General features: G+C 62.2%; 14 protein-coding genes and 1 pseudogene. 3 read left to right on the top strand and 12 right to left on the bottom strand.

Annotation, left to right across the window (positions count from 1 at the left end):
- Positions 1–7: 7 nt before the first annotated feature.
- The 5 genes from RX328_RS36665 to RX328_RS36685 form a co-directional block, all read right to left on the bottom strand.
- A complete protein-coding gene (locus RX328_RS36665; RefSeq protein WP_213249108.1) occupies positions 8–3,160 on the bottom strand; it encodes an efflux RND transporter permease subunit in 3,153 nt (1,050 codons plus the stop codon).
- Positions 3,161–3,200: 40 nt separating this feature from the next.
- A complete protein-coding gene (locus RX328_RS36670) occupies positions 3,201–4,307 on the bottom strand; it encodes an efflux RND transporter periplasmic adaptor subunit (protein WP_213249110.1) in 1,107 nt (368 codons plus the stop codon).
- Positions 4,308–4,555: 248 nt separating this feature from the next.
- Entirely contained in the window at positions 4,556–5,095 is a 540-nt protein-coding gene (locus RX328_RS36675; protein ID WP_213249112.1) for a hypothetical protein, read from the bottom strand.
- A gap of 68 nt (positions 5,096–5,163) precedes the next feature.
- The gene (locus tag RX328_RS36680) at positions 5,164–6,336 is read right to left on the bottom strand and encodes a winged helix-turn-helix domain-containing protein (RefSeq protein WP_213249114.1); all 1,173 of its coding nucleotides are present in this window, start codon (positions 6,334–6,336) and stop codon (positions 5,164–5,166) included.
- A 71-nt stretch (positions 6,337–6,407) separates the two neighbouring features.
- Positions 6,408–6,638, bottom strand: coding sequence for a hypothetical protein (locus RX328_RS36685; protein ID WP_213249115.1), 231 nt, complete (start codon positions 6,636–6,638; stop codon positions 6,408–6,410).
- 491 nt (positions 6,639–7,129) lie between these two features.
- Here RX328_RS36685 and RX328_RS36690 point away from each other — a divergent pair, with 491 nt between their 5' ends.
- The gene (locus RX328_RS36690) at positions 7,130–7,762 is read left to right on the top strand and encodes an OmpA family protein (protein ID WP_213249117.1); all 633 of its coding nucleotides are present in this window, start codon (positions 7,130–7,132) and stop codon (positions 7,760–7,762) included.
- A 238-nt stretch (positions 7,763–8,000) separates the two neighbouring features.
- Here the strand turns inward: RX328_RS36690 and RX328_RS36695 are convergent, their stop codons facing one another.
- From RX328_RS36695 to ggt, 7 genes and pseudogenes are all read right to left on the bottom strand, one after another.
- On the bottom strand, positions 8,001–9,263 hold the full coding sequence (locus RX328_RS36695) for a phospholipid carrier-dependent glycosyltransferase (RefSeq protein WP_213249119.1): 1,263 nt from the start codon (positions 9,261–9,263) through the stop codon (positions 8,001–8,003).
- A 622-nt stretch (positions 9,264–9,885) separates the two neighbouring features.
- Positions 9,886–10,317: a VOC family protein gene (locus tag RX328_RS36700; RefSeq protein WP_213249121.1), complete on the bottom strand. Its 432-nt coding sequence runs from the start codon at positions 10,315–10,317 to the stop codon at positions 9,886–9,888.
- A 128-nt stretch (positions 10,318–10,445) separates the two neighbouring features.
- A pseudogene (locus tag RX328_RS36705) lies at positions 10,446–11,183 on the bottom strand (enoyl-CoA hydratase/isomerase family protein).
- A 44-nt stretch (positions 11,184–11,227) separates the two neighbouring features.
- Positions 11,228–11,743 carry a cupin domain-containing protein gene (locus tag RX328_RS36710; protein WP_213249123.1) on the bottom strand — a complete coding sequence of 172 codons (516 nt, stop codon included), beginning with the start codon at positions 11,741–11,743 and terminating at the stop codon, positions 11,228–11,230.
- 129 nt (positions 11,744–11,872) lie between these two features.
- Complete coding sequence (locus tag RX328_RS36715; protein WP_213249124.1) at positions 11,873–12,853, bottom strand: D-2-hydroxyacid dehydrogenase family protein; 981 nt, start codon at positions 12,851–12,853, stop codon at positions 11,873–11,875.
- Positions 12,854–12,877: 24 nt separating this feature from the next.
- Positions 12,878–13,291 carry an FKBP-type peptidyl-prolyl cis-trans isomerase gene (locus tag RX328_RS36720; RefSeq protein ID WP_249726199.1) on the bottom strand — a complete coding sequence of 138 codons (414 nt, stop codon included), beginning with the start codon at positions 13,289–13,291 and terminating at the stop codon, positions 12,878–12,880.
- An 85-nt stretch (positions 13,292–13,376) separates the two neighbouring features.
- Positions 13,377–14,963 carry a gamma-glutamyltransferase gene (ggt, locus tag RX328_RS36725; RefSeq protein WP_213249128.1) on the bottom strand — a complete coding sequence of 529 codons (1,587 nt, stop codon included), beginning with the start codon at positions 14,961–14,963 and terminating at the stop codon, positions 13,377–13,379.
- A 192-nt stretch (positions 14,964–15,155) separates the two neighbouring features.
- On the opposite strand from ggt, the gene RX328_RS36730 reads away from it, so the two are divergent.
- The gene (locus tag RX328_RS36730; RefSeq protein WP_213249130.1) at positions 15,156–15,908 is read left to right on the top strand and encodes a rhodanese-related sulfurtransferase; all 753 of its coding nucleotides are present in this window, start codon (positions 15,156–15,158) and stop codon (positions 15,906–15,908) included.
- Complete coding sequence (locus RX328_RS36735) at positions 15,901–16,116, top strand: SlyX family protein (RefSeq protein ID WP_213249132.1); 216 nt, start codon at positions 15,901–15,903, stop codon at positions 16,114–16,116. Before RX328_RS36730 ends, RX328_RS36735 begins: the two co-directional genes overlap by 8 nt.
- Positions 16,117–16,170: the final 54 nt, after the last annotated feature.

Here is a 16,170-nt window from a genome sequence, read left to right on the forward strand (position 1 = left end):
TGTTCAATTATTCTGCGGCGTCGGCAAGCGGAATTGCGTGCGGACCCTTGGGATGCTCCTTGGCCTGATGTTGCGCCGCAAGATCGGGCTGCTCGGCCTGACCGCTTTCTTCCAGGCTCTTTCTGAACCACAGGGCGTAAAGGCCCGGCAGGTACAGCAAGGTCAGGAAGGTTGCAACAAACAAGCCGCCCATGATGGTGATCGCCATTGGCCCCCAGAAGGCGGAGCGCGACAGCGGGATCATGGCCAGGATCGCCGCCAGCGCCGTCAGCACCACAGGCCGGGCGCGCCGGACGGTGGCTTCGACGATGGCTTCCTTCCGCGTCAGGCCTTGGGAAACGTCGGCCTCGATCTGATCGACCAGGATGACGGCGTTGCGCATGATCATGCCGGCCAGCGCGATCAGTCCGAGCAGCGCCACGAAGCCGAACGGCTGGTTGGCAATATTGAGGCCGAGCGAGGCGCCGACGATGCCGAGCGGCGCGGTCAGGAACACCAGGATCAGGCGCGAGAAGCTCTGCAACTGGATCATCAGCAGGGTGAGCATCACCAGCGCCATCAGCGGAAACAGCAGGGCGATCGAGGCGTTGCCCTTTTCGGATTCCTCGAACGCGCCGCCGGGCTCGATCCGGTAGGCCGGCTCGAGATGGTCACGGATTTCCTTCAGCTTCGGCCAGATCTGGTTGGTGACGTCAGGCGCCTGGACGCCGTCGACGACGTCGGTCCGCACCGTAATCGCCATATCGCGGTTGCGCCGCCACATAATCGGTTCCTCATGGGAATATTCGATCCTGGCAATCTGCTGCAGCGGCACGGCGACGCCGTTGCGCGACGTCACGGTCAGCTCGCCAACGCGGCCGAGATCCAGCCGCTCCGACGGTACCGCGCGCGCGACCACGCCGACCTTCTCGATGCCGTCGCGGATGGTAGTGACCGGCGCACCGGAGATCAGCATGGCGAGCGCCTGCGAGACGTCCTGCGGGGTGAGGCCGAGCGCCCTCGCCCGGTCCTGATCGACCACAAGCTTCAGGTAAGGCGACTGCTCGTTCCAGTCGAGTTGCGGCTCCACGACGTTGGGATTTTGCTTCATGACATCGCGGACTTTGTAGGCGATGTCGCGCACGGTGTTGGCATCGGGGCCGATCACGCGGAACTGGACGGGGAAACCGACCGGCGGGCCGAAATTGAAGCGGTCGACGCGAACGCGCGCTTCGGACAGTTCGCCCTCGGCGACCGCCTTCTCCAGCCGCGCCTTGATCCGCTCACGGGCCTCGACGTCCTTGGAGACGATCACGATCTCGGCAAAGGCCTCGTTGGGCAGTTGCGGATTGAGGCCGAGCCAGAAGCGCGGCGAACCCTGACCGACATAGGCGGTGTAGGTCGCGATATCCTTATCGTCCTTCAAGAGCGCCTCGGCCTTCTTGACGGACTTTTCAGTGACGTTGAAGGCGGTGCCTTCGGGCAGGCGCAACTGCAGGAACAGCTCAGGCCGTTCGGAAAGCGGGAAGAACTGCTGCTGCACGTAGCCGAAGCCCACGATCGACAGCGCGAACACGCCGACCGTCGCCGCCACGACCTTGATCCGGTGATCGACGCACCAGTGCACCACGGCGCGCAAGCCTCGATACATCCGCGTCTCGTAGATCGCGTGCGGATCGTGGTTGTGGTGGACGGCAATGTTGGGCAACAGCTTGACGCCAAGATAAGGCGTGAAGATCACCGCGACGAACCAGGAGGCGACCAGCGAGATCGCCACGATCCAGAAGATGCCGCCGGCATATTCGCCGACCGCCGAATTGGCAAAGCCGATGGGGAGGAAGCCAGCGGCCGTGACCAGCGTTCCCGTGAGCATCGGAAACGCAGTTGATTCCCAGGCAAAGGACGCTGCGCGGACGCGGTCCCAGCCCTGTTCCATTTTCACCACCATCATTTCGACCGCGATGATGGCGTCGTCGACCAGAAGGCCGAGCGCAATAATCAGCGCGCCGAGCGTGATGCGGTGCAGGTCGATCGACATCGCGTTCATGACGATGAAAACAATCGCCAGCACCAGCGGCACCGACATCGCGACAACGATGCCCGTGCGCCAACCGAGCGCGACGAACGAGACGAACAGCACGATCGCGAGGGCCTCGATGAAGGAATGCACGAACTCGCCGACGGCGCGCTCGACCACCTTTGGCTGGTCGGCGATCTGCTCGACCTCGATGCCCTGCGGCACGGCTTTCATGAAATCGTTAGTCGCCTTCTCGACTTCCTTGCCGAGTTCCAGGATGTTGGCGCCCTTGGTGGTGACGACGCCGATGCCGATCGCAGGCTTGCCTTCCTGGCGGGCGACGAAGGTCGGGGGATCAACGAAGCCGTGGCTGACGGTTGCGATATCGCCGAGCCGGAACACGCGGCCGTTGCTTTCGACCGGGGTTTCCGCGACAGCCTTGGCGCCGTCGAGCGCGCCGGTGACGCGCAGCGGCACGCGCTGCGAGGAGGTTTCCACCGTGCCAGCGGGCGTGACGTTGTTCTGTTTGGCGAGCGAATCGAACAGCGCCTGCGGCGTGATGCCGAGCGTTGCGAGCTTGGCGTGGGAGAATTCGACGAAGATGCGTTCGTCCTGGGTGCCGTAGAGATTGACCTTGGTGACGCCGGAAACCTTCAACAGGCGCTGGCGCATGCCTTCGGCGGCCTTCTTCAATTGCGCGTAGTCGGCACCGTCGCCGGTCATCATGTAGAGAATGGAATCGACGTCGGAGAATTCGTCGTTGACGTTCGGCCCGAGCAGCCCTGCGGGCAACTGGCCCTGCACGTCGGCGAGTTTCTTGCGCAACAGATAAAACAGATAGGGCACGTCCTTCGGCGGCGTCGAATCCTTGAAGGTGACCTGCATTGCCGTGAACGACGGCTTGGAATAGGTCTGTACCTTCTCGAAGAACGGCAATTCCTGCAGCTTCTTCTCGATGGGGTCGGCGACCTGCGTCTGCATCTCCTGCGCGGTCGCGCCCGGCCAGATCGCGGAAACGTTCACCACCTTCACGGTGAAGAATGGGTCCTCGGCGCGGCCGAGCCGCTGATAGGAGAAGAAGCCGGCGACGCCGAGCGCGATCATCAGGAACAGGATCAGGGTCGGATGGCTCACCGCCCAGCCCGAAAGATTGAAGCGCTTCATGTCACTCTCTCCGACGATATCCGTTATCACCGACCACGCATCAGAACGACAGCGACGAGACCACCCGGACCTTCTGGGCCGGATCGAGCTTCTGCACGCCGAGCGCAACCACCTTGGCGCCTTCAGGAACACCGCCAGAGATCACGACGGAATTGCTCTCATAGGATTTCACGACGACCGGCTTGAGCGTAATCGCGCCGGAATCGTCGACGATATAGAGCGAGGGATTGCTGCCCTGGCTGAACAGCGCCGACAGCGGCAGTTTTGCCACGCGCTCGCTGGCGGCATCAGCCAGCGTCAGCGTGGCGGTCATGCCAAGCGAGACTTTGTCGTCGGCATCCGGCAGCGAGAACTTGGCAAGGTAGGTCCGCGTCGCCGGATCAGCCGAAGGCGCGATCTCGCGCAACTTCGCGGCATATTTCTTTTCCGAATCCGACCACAGCGTCACGGTGGCGGTGCCGGACTTGGCACGGCCGACCAGCGTCTCGGGAATCGCGACCACCGCCTCCTTCTCGGCAAAGCGGGCGACGCGCACCGCCGTCTGGCCGGCGGCGACGACCTGGCCGGGCTCAATCAGGGTCGCGGTGACCACGCCGCGGGTATCGGCGACCAGCGTCGCATAGGACAGCGAATTCTTGGTGAGTTCGACCTGCCGCTCGGCGCGATTGAAGCGCGCCCGCGCTTCGTCGGCAGCGGCGCGGCTCTGATCCATTTGCGCATCCGTGGTCCAGCCCTTGGCGCGCAGATCCTTGGCGCGCTGCTCGGAGGCGCTGGCCTGCGCCAGCACGCCGGTGGCGGCGCGGAATTCGGCCTCGGCCTGTTCGGCCTGCAGCTTCAGATCGACCTCATCAAGGGTGGCGAGCGGCTGGCCGACGTCCACGGTCTGGCCGACCTCGACCAGACGCCGGGCAACCTTGCCGGGGACGCGAAAACCCATGTCGGTCTCAATCCGGGGACGTATCGTGCCAACGAAGCTGCGTTCCGGCGTCTCGGCGGCATAGTGCACGGTGGCAACCAGAACCGGGCGCCCAAGAGCGGCCGTTTCGGCTGCTTTTTCATTGCAGCCAGCCAGCACGAACACCGCGAATGCCAAAAAAGCTCCCGTCAAGAGCCTGTAATAGCTAGAAAAAATGGATCGGGCGAACATCGAACTCTCCATCGCGGACACTGATGAAGAGTATTGAATGGCGACTGATGAATGTCAATATTCGTCACTAATCATGAATTCGTGAAGGAAGATCGGGTTAAGAGGTAATCACTTCCCAAGGGGAATGCCTCCCGACCGGCCCGCTCTTAGCCGGCACAGCGAAGCTCAGAGAGGCCTCGCGTCGAATGCCGGACTGGAGCACTCCTCCATCCGGCCATGCGGCTTTCGCCTCGCCCGCTATCCGCGCATCAAGCACGTCGAGCTTTCTTGCGAGACTTCTTTGCGGTGGCCTTCTTCGCGCTGCTCGCGGCCTTACTCGCCGGCCTTGATTTCTGGCTGCTCGATTTCCTTGCGGCCGACCCTTTCGCCGTCTTCTTGGCGCTCCGCGCCCGTGCGGTTCTAGTCTTGGCGGCTCCGGCCTTCGCAGCTCGGGCGGTTCGAGCCTTCGCAGTTCGAGTCTTGGCAGCCGCAGTTCGAGACTTGTCAGCTCGAGTCTTGGCAGCTCGAGACTTGGCAGCTCTGGTTTTCGTGGCCCTGGCCGCCGGCGCGCTGCGCCGCTGTTTCGTTGTGCGCTTCCGCCGTGCGGGCGCGGCTGCGACCGGCGGCGCCATCAGCGGATCGGACACGAGACCATCGGCAGCAAGCGGCACATAGGCAGCCGCGCGTTCATCGGCCTTCAAGCCCGGCTCGTCGGCTTTCAGTGCCTGGCCGGCAGCTTCCGTTGCGGTGTTCGCAATCTCCTTCACCGTGTCGGTGAATTTCTCCAGAACCGATTTGTCCTTGTCCATGTCGCCCTCCGGGGCTGTGATCCATGGAACTAACTGATGAGGCGGAGTCGGGTTCCCGAACGCAAACGCTACTCCCCCAGCTGAAAGCGCTCGAAGCGATCCAGCTCTTCTTCAATGCGCCGCTTGTAGTCCTTGCGCGCCGCCCTCGCCGCACCCTTGCCGACCCAGCTCCATTTCTGCATCAGGAGTTTCTTGTTGTGGCGATCGGTTTTGAGATCGATGGCGGCGACGATGTCTTCGCCGACCAGCACTGGCAGCGCGAAATAGCCGAACAGACGCTTCTCCTTCGGCACATAGGCCTCGAAGCGATGGCCGTAGTCAAAGAACAGTTCGGTGCGCTTGCGCTGGATGATCAGCGGATCAAACGGCGAGAGAATGTGCACCAGGCCATCGCCTAAAACCGCCGGCGGATTCACCTCCAGCACTTCCGGCCGCGTCCAGTGCTCCTGCTTGCCGGCGCCTTCGAGCGCGACCTGCACCAGTTCCTTGCGCCGCACCCGCGCCTCGATCAAGCGCCGCACCGCCGGCTTGCTCGGCGCATCGAGATGGCAGACGGAATCCAGGCTGATGACGCCTTGCGAGCGAAGCGCGCGGTCCAGCACGTAGGCGGTGATCTCCGCCGAGGTCGCCGGCTTCGGCGGCTTGTCCCAACCGAAATGCCGCGTCATCAGCTCGTAGGTCTTGAGCATGCCGGTGCGTTCGGAGATCGTCACCTCGCCGGTGTAGAAGGCAAGCTGCAGCGCCCGTTTCGAGGGCTTTCGGCTCTGCCAGAGATGCTCCTTCTCGGCCAGAATGTCATCCTCGATGTCGCGGATGGTGAGCGCGCCGTCGCGCCGCAACAGCCGCATCACCTTGCGGGTGTCCTCCGGCTTGACGGAAGCAAACCACCGGTGGCCTTCGCGCCGGTGCTCTCGCATCGCCGGAACGAAGAAGCGAAAATCCTTCGCCGGCACATAGGACAGCGCGTGGGTCCAGTATTCGAACACGCTCTTGTCGACGCTCTGCGCCTGGCGCAGGTCGGCGCGGGCGTAAGCCGGGATGCGGCTATAGAGAATGTGGTGATGGCAGCGCTCGATGACGTGGATGGTATCGATCTGGACATAGCCGAGATGGTCCACCGCAGCCGCCACCGCCTGCGGTCCGGCGCCAAACGGTTCGCTGGTGTCGAGCCGTTGGGCGTGCAGCCAGATTCGCCGGGCCTCAAGCTTGGTCAGAGGATGGGGTTTAGTCGCGCGGGGCATCGCACGGCAATGTAGCGGGATTCGCGCGCGTGGGGAGCCCCCGGGTTCCCTGATCGCCGCGCGAACTCACCTCACTGCTTCTGCCGCTCTCCGACGCTGCCGGTTGCGATCTCGGCCTCGCAGGAGGCGCGACCGGGCTGCGGCGCATGGCATTTGTAGACATGGCCCGTGAGGCGATCGACCAGCCACGCGCTCTCCTCCGTCGGGCTTTCGAACCCGACATAGCGGCTGCCGAGCGCGCTGATCAGCGTCGACAGCAAGATTGCAGCGGCGATCATCGCCCCGCCGATCAGTGTTGGCATTGAACTTCCGGAACCGGCAGATGCGCTGGTGCGATGACCCAGATACTCACGCTGACGCTTGACTGACTGTAACACCCGCCCCGCCCGTTTGGTTGCCCCGAACGAATTCTTCTTCAGATTTTTCTGTGAGTAGTTTTGCTAGACGCGCATCTGGCCGATTTGTTGTCCACAGATCGGCGCTGGCGCGACGACCCGCTTTTTCTTTTCCGAAATCAGCGGAGGGAAGTGACGGACCGGCCCGCTATCCGGCGAAGCGTCATTGCAACGTGCTGGGACCGTTCAGTGACGACAGCGTAGCTAGCGCCGCGACCTCCGGCGTCACCACTCTGGACTTCGACATCAGGGCTTCCGGCACGTTCGATGAGGCCCGGAACGGCAGCGTTTCCCAATGTGATTTGAATCACATTGCCTGCTTTGAACCCGTTCTATCGTCGCAGCATCAAAACGTCATGCACGCCAGTTTGCAGGCGTTAACAGTGAGGATTAAGATAATGACCCGCTCTCTTTCGATCATGACTATCAGCGCCGCGCTGTCGATGACGGCGGGGCTGGCGGTCGCCGGCGACACCGTCTCAGCCGACAAAATTCTGGATGCCCTGAAACCGAAGCCCGGCGCGACCCGCGGCCTCTCGGCCGGCCCGCAGCAGCCGGTGGATGCTGCCGCAAAGGCCAAGGAAGTCAGCTTCGTCGACACGCTACGCAACCGCAAGACCCGCTCGCTGTCGCTCGGCGAGCGCCAGGAAATCGCGGAACTTGCCGCGAGCAAGCCGAAGATCGACCTCGAAATTCAGTTCGACTACAATTCAGCCGACATCAGCAAGCATTCGGTTTCCGCGGTGCAGGAGCTCGGCAAGGCGCTCTCCGATTCGAGCCTGAAGGGGTCGACCTTCGTGGTCGCCGGTCATACCGACGCGATCGGCGGCGAGGCCTACAACCAGGATCTTTCCGAACGCCGCGCTGATACGATCAAGAAGTACCTGACCGAGAAGTACGGCATCGTCGGTTCCAATCTCGTGACCGTTGGTTACGGCGAGACCAAGCCGAAGGATGCGAACGCGCCGATGGACCCCACCAACCGCCGCGTTCAGGTCGTCAACATGGATAGCAAGACCGCCTCCAAGTGAGGTTTTGAAAGATGAGGTCTTGAAAGCCGGTCCGCCTGCCGCCAGCGGCAGGCGCTCTCCCTCTCTCGCTGCGGGGCATAGGCGACCCGCAGCCGCCGCTCTTCAAGAAAGGCCGATGCGAAGCATCGGCCACGGTGGGGTCTCGCCGCGAGTCGCACTGTCCGAATCGATAGAGTTTCCCCACCCGATCACATCTGGCGATGCGATCCGACCTTCCTCAAGCGGGAGAGGTGCCGCCTCAAATCCAGTTCTGGAAGATCATCAGGCGGCTGAACGTCGCCATCGAAGTGCCTATGAACGCGGCCGATATCGGCAACATTGCGATAAAGCTGGCAAAGCCGATTGCGACATAGACCCATAGCAGCCAACCGGGCATGCTGCCGCGTTTCAAGGCATACACCAGCGCAAGGCTCGCTGTAGTCGCGGCCGGCAGATAATAATAGATGAAGCCGAGCGTTCGCGGCAGCAACGCCCATGCGAGGTATGGGCCGCAATAGAACGCCAGTATCAGGAAGGCGTCGACGCGCCGCGTCACGATCCAGTCGCGCAGGCAGACGGCAACCGCAATCAGCGCCGGCCACAGGATCAGCGGGTTGCCGAGGAAGACCACGGCGGCAATATGGTCTTCGTCGACCTTGTCGAAGAGATACCAGACCGGGCGCACCAGGAAGGGCCAGGATGGCCATGAACTCATATAGGTGTGGCCTGCAATCGCACTCGTCGTGTTATCGCTGAAGATGCGTCGTTGCGCCTGCAGAATATCCGAGACCGACAATCCGTAGAGCGGAATGAAGGTGGCGAGATAAACGACGGCTGGAACAAGTACGAAGCAGACGGCGAAATGCCAGGCCTTGAAATTGGGCCAGAGATCGGGCCAGTACCAATCCTCCGGCTGGGGATCCGCGAATTGAGTGCGCCAGCTTTGCATCAAGCCGATCACGGCGACGATGGTGATGCAGACCGCTAGTGCGAACAGCCCGCTCCATTTGCAGCCGGCCGACAAGCCAAAGCCGATCCCGGCAAGCGCGAACCACAGATGCGGCCGCTCTCTTCGAAAGCCATGCATGAATGCGGCGATGGCGAACAGGCCGAAAGCGAGCGCGAAAATATCCAGCATCGCGATCCGCGATTGCACGAACAGCATCTGGTTGAAAAAGGCGAGCAGGCTCGCCGCAATCGCCGGACCTTGGGCAGCGAACAGCGCCAGACCGCACAGATACACCGCAACAATGGCAAGCGATCCGAACAATACGGCGGGATAGCGCCAGCCCAGCGGTCCGTCGCCGAATGAATGGATCGACAGGGCGATGAACTGCTTGGCGAGCGGTGGATGCATCGGATTGAGCATCGGCTCTCGCATCACCGGCTCGAGTATCTGCCGCGCCGCCGGGACGTAATGCACCTCGTCGAAATAGAATTTTTCCGGCGCGGTGACGCCGATCAGCATCGCGAAGTGCGAGAGAGCAAAAACGGCTGCCGCGATGATAGCCGTGCGCATCATCGAACCGGGCAGAACAGAAAATGATCGAGTTGCTGGCTTCACGGACGATCTGTCACAGAATGAGGGACGAGATGACATTGCGGAGAGATTGAGTGTGATGGCTCCGGATTTTTAAGTCCATCGCATTGAACGCGTTTCGATTTCGCAGTCACTAACCCGCCGGGCGAGTAAGCCGCGCGAGTGATAATTCTGCCACATCGAAACGCGTGCGACCCGGTGCCATGTCGGGATAATCGGTTTTGAAATGAATTTCTGTAACTGCTCTTATTCGCTGTCAGAGGTTGGTTGGCCTGATTGCTGCGTTGATAGCTCCAGCGTACGCGCAAACGCGCGTTGGCCACGCGGCCGTCGTCAAGGATGAAGTGCTCCGCGTCGCCGGACCTTCGACCACACCATTAAACCCTCGTGGTGAGGAGGCGCTTTAGCGCCGTCTCGAACCACGAGGTGCCATTCATCCGTCGAGACGCGCGCGATGAGCGCTCCTGAGGAGGAGGTCTAACAGAGGTGCAGGGTGGCAAAGGCGCGCTTGCGCCGTTTGCTCACCCTACGAAGTCCGCTACGCCGCGCTCTTCATGCGCGCTTCAGTCTTTCGATATCGCGCCTGACGATTCCCAACTCGATATCAGGCGGCGGCCGTGGCGGACTGCGCAGCGGTTGCGGCCGCGACGTCCATCCACATCACTTCCCAATGATGACCGTCGGGATCTTCAAAACTGCGGCCGTACATGAAGCCGTAATCCTGCTTCGGGCCCGGATCGGCGCCGCCGCCCGCGCCTTGCGCCTTGCTGACCATGTCGTCCACCGCCTCACGGCTGTCGGCCGAAAGGCAAATCAGAACCTGGCTGGTGGCCTTGGCGTCGGCGATCTTCTTTGGGGTGAACTGGCGGTATTTGTCGTGCGTCAGCAGCATGACGTAGATCGTGTCGGAAAACACCATGCAGGACGCCGTATCATCGGAGAACTGCGGATTCTTTTCGCCGCCGATCGCCTGGTAGAAGGCAGTCGAGCGGGCGAGATCGCTGACAGGAAGATTGACGAAGATCATTTTAGCCATGATGGGCTCCTTTTCGCGGGGTTCGGACCTAGAACGAACGAATGGAGACAAGTCCGACATCTCGTTTCAAACTATTTTTCTGGCGGCGAGTTGGCGCGCGTTCACCGGAACCCGGCGGCGAATGGTCGCTACCTGCCCTTGAAGTCAGGCTTGCGCTTCTCGGCGAACGCCTTGACGCCTTCCTTGAGGTCGTCGCTGTCGCGCACGACGTCGAGCAGCCGGCGCACCTCGGCAACCGTCTCCAGCGGCCCCTTCGGCATCGCATCGCGGGCAAGCTTCTTTAGCGCCCGGACCACCAGCGGCGCGTTGGCGGCGATTTTTGCGGCCATCTCCTAGGCGAGCACGACATGCTGCCCCTTCGGCGCGACCTTGTTGACGAAGCCGATCTGATAGGCCCGCTCCGCCGACATTTCCTCACCGACCAGCAGGAATTCCATCGCAATCTTGTGCGGCATGCGCGCCATCACCGAGGAGACGCCGCCCGCCGTGGTGCCGATCTTGCCCTCGGGATAGATGAAGCGCGTCGTCTCCGACGCCACGCACATGTCGGCCATCTGCACCAGCACGAAGGCGCCGCCGACGACCCAGCCCGAAGTTGCGGCAATGACGGGCTTATCCAGTTCAACGCCCAAGCCAGGCACCGCGTGCCACATGTTGACGGGGAGATCCTTCACGTCGGCGCCTACCGAGAAATACGCCTCCTCCGAGGAGGCGAGCACCGCCACGCGATCGTCGCTGTCGTGAAAACGCTGCCAGGCCTGTCGCAGTTCGTCGCACAAGGCGTTGTTGAGCGCGTTGTGCGAGGATCTACGATCCATCGTGATCGTGGCGACGTGGCCCGTGCTCTCGTAGCGAACTAGCGTCATGGGATTCTCTCAAGCGGCGGCGATGCCAGGTAACGTTGCAATCGTCACTTCTTCTCGGCGGGATCCCGGTGCACGGGATCGACCCAGAGCACGGTCTCCGGCTTTTCCACCGGCTCGATGTCGAGATTGATCGCCACCGCCTCGCCGTCAGAACGCACCAGCACGCATTCCAGCACTTCGTCGCGGCTGGCGTTGATCTCCTGGTGCGGCACATAGGGCGGCACGAAGATGAAATCGCCCGGCCCGGCTTCAGCGGTGAACTGCAGATATTCGCCCCAGCGCATCCGCGCCTTGCCCTTCACGACATAGATGATGCTTTCGAGATGGCCGTGATGATGCGCGCCGGTCTTGGCATCGGGCCGGATCGTCACCGTGCCCGCCCACAATTTCTGCGCGCCGACGCGGGCGAAATTGATCGCGGCCTTGCGGTCCATGCCTGCGGTCGAAGGCACGTTGGGATCGAGCTGATTGCCGGGAATCACGCGGACGCCGTCATGCTTCCAGCGCTCGTCGTGATCGTGAGAATGGTGCGAATGGGTGTGGTCATGCGTGCCGGTCATTGGGCGCCTTCTCGAAATATCGTTTGTCCCGAACGGTATCGAAAACCGGGCCCGCAAACCAGAAGATTAAGGGAGCCGGCGGCGCATAGGCGTCCCGGTTTTCGTCATGGCCGGGCGCACCCGGCCTATTCAACGCCGTCTGGACATCACATCCGGATTGACGACATTCGTCGGTGTTCCGGCGGCATAGGCAACGATCTGATCGAAGATATCGGTGAACTGGATTTCGTATTCGTCGCGCGAGACGTAGCCAAGATGCGGTGTGCAGACCACGTTGTCCATGTTCAGAAGCGGATCGTTGACGTCGCGAAGCGGCTCCTTTTCGTAGACGTCCACCGCCGCCATGCCCGGACGTCCGGCCCGCAGCGCGTTCACCAGCGCGTTCGGCTCGATCAGCGGCGCGCGGCTGGTGTTGACCAGAAGCGCCGACGGCTTCATGCGCGCGAGATCTTCTGCTTTCACGATGCCGCGCGTGGCTTCGACGAGCCGCATGTGCAGCGAAAGCACGTCGCATCGTTCGAAGAAATCAGCCTTGCTCGCGGCGGTCTCGTATCCGTCGGCACGGGCTTTCGCCATGGCCGGTTCGCGCGCCCATACCAGCACGTTCATGCCGAACGCCTTGCCGTAGCCGGCGACGACGGCGCCGATCCGCCCATAGCCATAAATGCCGAGCGTCTTGCCACGCAGCGTGTGGCCGACGCCGATCTGCCATTTGCCGGCCTTAAGCGCCCCCATCTGCTGCGGAATGGCGCGCATCGCCGCCAGGATCAAGCCCCAGGTAAATTCGGCGGTCGCATAGGACGGCGTATCGGCGTGTTGGCTCGACGACACGACGATGCCAAGCCGGGTGCAGGTATCGATATCGATATGCGGATAGACGCTGCGCTGGCTGATCAGTTTTAGCTTCGGCAAGCGCTCCAGCAGCGGCGTGCGAATCTGCGTCCGCTCCCGGATCAGGACCAGCGCCTCAGTCTCACGCAGGCGGTCGGCAAGAACATCAACATCTTGGACGTGATCGTTCCAGACCGTAACGTCATGCTCGGCCAGCTTGCGGAAACAGTCGAGGGTGCGCAGCGTGTCGAAATAATCGTCGAGGATCGAGACCTTCACGATGCGCTCCCTCGTAATGTGCGGCTACTTCACCGCCAGCAACTCGACGTCGAATATCAGCGTCGCGTTCGGCGGAATGACGCCGCCGGCGCCGCGCGCGCCGTAACCAAGCGCGGGGGGAATGATCAAGGTGCGCTTGCCGCCGACATTCATCGATGCGACGCCTTCATCCCAGCCGGCGATCACCTGGCGCTGGCCGATCTTGAACTCGAACGGCTCGTTACGATCGACGGAAGAATCGAACTTCTTGCCCTTCTGGCCGTTCTCGTAGAGCCAGCCGGTATAATGCATGACGCAGGTCTGGCCAGACTTGGGCGAGGCGCCGGTGCCGACCTTGCTGTCGATGATCTGCAAGCCTGAAGCTGTGGTCATGGGTTTTCCTGCGGTCTGGGCCGATGCCATCCTGATGGCAGCGGGTGTGGAAACCGCGGCTGCCATGGCGGCAAAGGCGGTCCGGAAGATCGTGCGTCGCGAGAAGCGCATCTATTGAACCTCTTTCTGGAGAGATGGAGCTTCTAGACGCTCAGTAGCCCAGCGCGCAACCGTCCTTGCGGGGATCGGAACCGCCGGTCAGCGTGCCCTTGTCCCAGTCGATCCAGATCGCCTGGCCGCCGCCGAGCGGACCAACCACGCTGGTGGTCTTGTGGCCGATCTTCTTCAGGCCCTCGACGATCTCGGCCGGCACGCTGTCCTCAAGCTGGTAGACGCCCTCGTAATGCAGGCCGCGCGGCATATCGATGGCTTCCTGCACATCGCAGCCATAGTCCAGAATGTTGGTCAGCACGTGGGTCTGCCCCACCGGCTGATACTGGCCCCCCATCACGCCGAACGGCATCACCGCGCGGCCGTTTTTGGTCGCGAGCGACGGGATGATGGTGTGCAGCGGCCGCTTGCCCGGCGCGATGCAGTTGGGATGGCCGGGCTGAATCCGGAAGCCGCCGGCTCGGTTCTGCAGGAGGATGCCGGTCTTGTTGGAAACGATCGCCGAACCAAAGGAATGCGCGATCGAGTTGATGAACGAACAGACGTTGCGATCCTTGTCGACCACGGTGATGTAGACGGTGGATGGATTCATCGGCGGCGCAACGTTGGGCAGATCGAGCAGCCGGTCCATCCTGATGTTTCTGATGTGCTCGTCGGCGAACTCCTTTGCGAGGATGCCAGCGACGTCGACATGAACATGTTGGGGATCAGCGATATGCTGCTCACGCATCATGTAGGCAATGCGCGCGGCTTCCGCCTCGAGATGGAAACGCTCGACGCTGAGCGGCGCGAATTTCGTCAGATCGAAGCGGGAGAGGATGTTCAGCATCACCAGCATGGTGATGCCGGGACCGTTCGGCGGGCACTGCCAGACGTCGTGATCCTTATACATCGTGCCGATCGGCGATGTCGTCTCGGTCGAATGTGCGGCGAAATCCTCCATCGTGTGCAGGCCGCCGATGCCGCGCAAGGTCTCGACCATGTCCTCGGCGATTTCGCCGGTGTAGAACGCATCGCGGCCGTTCTTGGCGATCGCACGCAGGGTCTTACCGAGTTCGGGCTGGTGGATCACGTCGCCGGCGACCGCCGGCTTGCCCTGCGGCAGCAAGTAGCGCTCGGTGTTGGTGCCGTTCTTCAGCTTCTCGAACTGGTTCTTCCAGTCGAAAGCAATACGGGGCGCGACGACGTAGCCTCGCTCTGCGGCCTTTATCGCCGGCTGCAGAAGCGTGTCGAGTCCCATCTTGCCGTGGTCGCGCAGGATGGTCTCCCAGGCGTCGATCGCGCCGGGAATGCTCACCGCATGGGCTGAGGTCAGCGGTACCGAATGGATCTTGCGTTCAAGGTACCATTCGGCCTTGGCCGCCATCGGCGCACGACCGGAGCCGTTATAGGCAACGATCTTGCCTTCGCCCTTGGGCTGGATCAGCGCGAAGCAATCGCCCCCGATGCCGGTCGATTGCGGCTCGATGACCCCGAGCAGCGCGCAGGCCGCCACTGCGGCGTCCGCCGCCGTGCCGCCTGCCCGCATCACGTCGATCGCGGTCAACGCGGCCTCCGGATGCGACGTTGCCACCATCGCATTCTGGGCATGGACCGTGGAGCGGCCGGCGAAATGGAAATTCCTCATCACGAGTGCTTTCTTTTCAGCGTTTCTTGAGCATCCCGCGGGAGCATCGGGCGGGTTTACAGACGGTTCTTTGGCATATTCATCCCCGGCAGGGCAATGGTTGGCATACCAATGGGACGTCAGGGGCAATGCGCGGAATAGGCAGGGCTTTACGGGGTTTCCCCTGCCCGGCCCGCCTGATAAATGGTCGCCATGCCGTTCAAGGTCGCCGCCTTCTATCAATTCGCCGCGCTGCCGGACTTCCGTGAGTTGCGCGAGCCGCTGCGCACGTTTGCTGCAGGCCTCGGGCTCAAGGGCAGCGTGCTGCTGGCGCATGAGGGCATCAACGGCACGGTTGCAGACGGCGATGCGAGCATCGACGCGTTCGTTCGCGAGTTGCAGCATGGCGCCCTTTTTGGCGGGCGGCTCAGCAATCTCGAGCTCAAGTTTTCGACCGCTGCTGAGATGCCGTTTCGGCGGCTGAAGATCCGGCTCAAGAAGGAAATTGTCACGCTCGGAGATACTGCGGTCGATCCGACGCGACAGGTCGGCACCTATGTCGAGCCGTCAGATTGGAATGAGCTGATTGCAGCGCCCGACACGCTGGTCATCGATACCCGCAACGCGTTCGAGGTGGCGATGGGCACGTTCGAGGGTGCGATCGATCCCGGTCTCAGGAGTTTTGGGCAGTTCAAGGAGTTCGCCGCGAAGCAACTCGACCCCGCGAAGCATAAGAGGATCGCGATGTTCTGCACCGGCGGCATCCGGTGCGAGAAGGCCAGTGCCTATCTGCTGGCCCGCGGATTCAATGAGGTCTATCACCTCAAGGGCGGCATCCTGCGTTATCTCGAAGGCATGCCTGAAACAGAGAGCCGCTGGCGCGGCGAATGTTTCGTGTTCGACGAACGCGTGGCGCTGGGACACGGCCTGCGGGAGCACAAAATGAACGACGCCTCCGATGAGTGATGTCAACGCGCTGAGCGAACGTATCGACGCGCTGGAAATGCGGCTGGCCTATCAGGACGTGACCATCGAAACGCTGAACCAGACGATCACGGCGCAATGGACCGAGATCGACAGGCTGACGCGTCAAGTCGCTGAACTGAAGGAGCAGGTGCGGGAGACCGAAAGCAATGCGCCCGGGCCGTTGAACGAAAAGCCGCCGCATTATTGACACCCAGATCGAAACGGCCTCCCTGAAGGAGGCCGTTTCTCAACGCCGGTCTGG

Origin of the sequence: Bradyrhizobium sp. sBnM-33, from assembly GCF_032917945.1 — a bacterium.
In the GTDB taxonomy this organism is placed as follows: domain Bacteria; phylum Pseudomonadota; class Alphaproteobacteria; order Rhizobiales; family Xanthobacteraceae; genus Bradyrhizobium.

Bases quoted from the DNA above. Each gene is read 5' to 3' on its own strand.
- RX328_RS36720 (WP_249726199.1), bottom strand. From the start codon at position 13,291: ATGGCAGCCGCGGTTTCCACACCCGCTGCCATCAGGATGGCATCGGCC.
- RX328_RS36665 (WP_213249108.1), bottom strand. From the start codon at position 3,160: ATGAAGCGCTTCAATCTTTCGGGCTGGGCGGTGAGCCATCCGACCCTG.
- RX328_RS36700 (WP_213249121.1), bottom strand. From the start codon at position 10,317: ATGGCTAAAATGATCTTCGTCAATCTTCCTGTCAGCGATCTCGCCCGC.
- RX328_RS36730 (WP_213249130.1), top strand. From the start codon at position 15,156: ATGCCGTTCAAGGTCGCCGCCTTCTATCAATTCGCCGCGCTGCCGGAC.
- RX328_RS36680 (WP_213249114.1), bottom strand. From the start codon at position 6,336: ATGCCCCGCGCGACTAAACCCCATCCTCTGACCAAGCTTGAGGCCCGG.
- RX328_RS36670 (WP_213249110.1), bottom strand. From the start codon at position 4,307: ATGTTCGCCCGATCCATTTTTTCTAGCTATTACAGGCTCTTGACGGGA.
- RX328_RS36685 (WP_213249115.1), bottom strand. From the start codon at position 6,638: ATGCCAACACTGATCGGCGGGGCGATGATCGCCGCTGCAATCTTGCTG.
- RX328_RS36710 (WP_213249123.1), bottom strand. From the start codon at position 11,743: ATGACCGGCACGCATGACCACACCCATTCGCACCATTCTCACGATCAC.
- RX328_RS36675 (WP_213249112.1), bottom strand. From the start codon at position 5,095: ATGGACAAGGACAAATCGGTTCTGGAGAAATTCACCGACACGGTGAAG.
- ggt (WP_213249128.1), bottom strand. From the start codon at position 14,963: ATGAGGAATTTCCATTTCGCCGGCCGCTCCACGGTCCATGCCCAGAAT.
- RX328_RS36735 (WP_213249132.1), top strand. From the start codon at position 15,901: ATGAGTGATGTCAACGCGCTGAGCGAACGTATCGACGCGCTGGAAATG.
- RX328_RS36690 (WP_213249117.1), top strand. From the start codon at position 7,130: ATGACCCGCTCTCTTTCGATCATGACTATCAGCGCCGCGCTGTCGATG.
- RX328_RS36695 (WP_213249119.1), bottom strand. From the start codon at position 9,263: ATGATGCGCACGGCTATCATCGCGGCAGCCGTTTTTGCTCTCTCGCAC.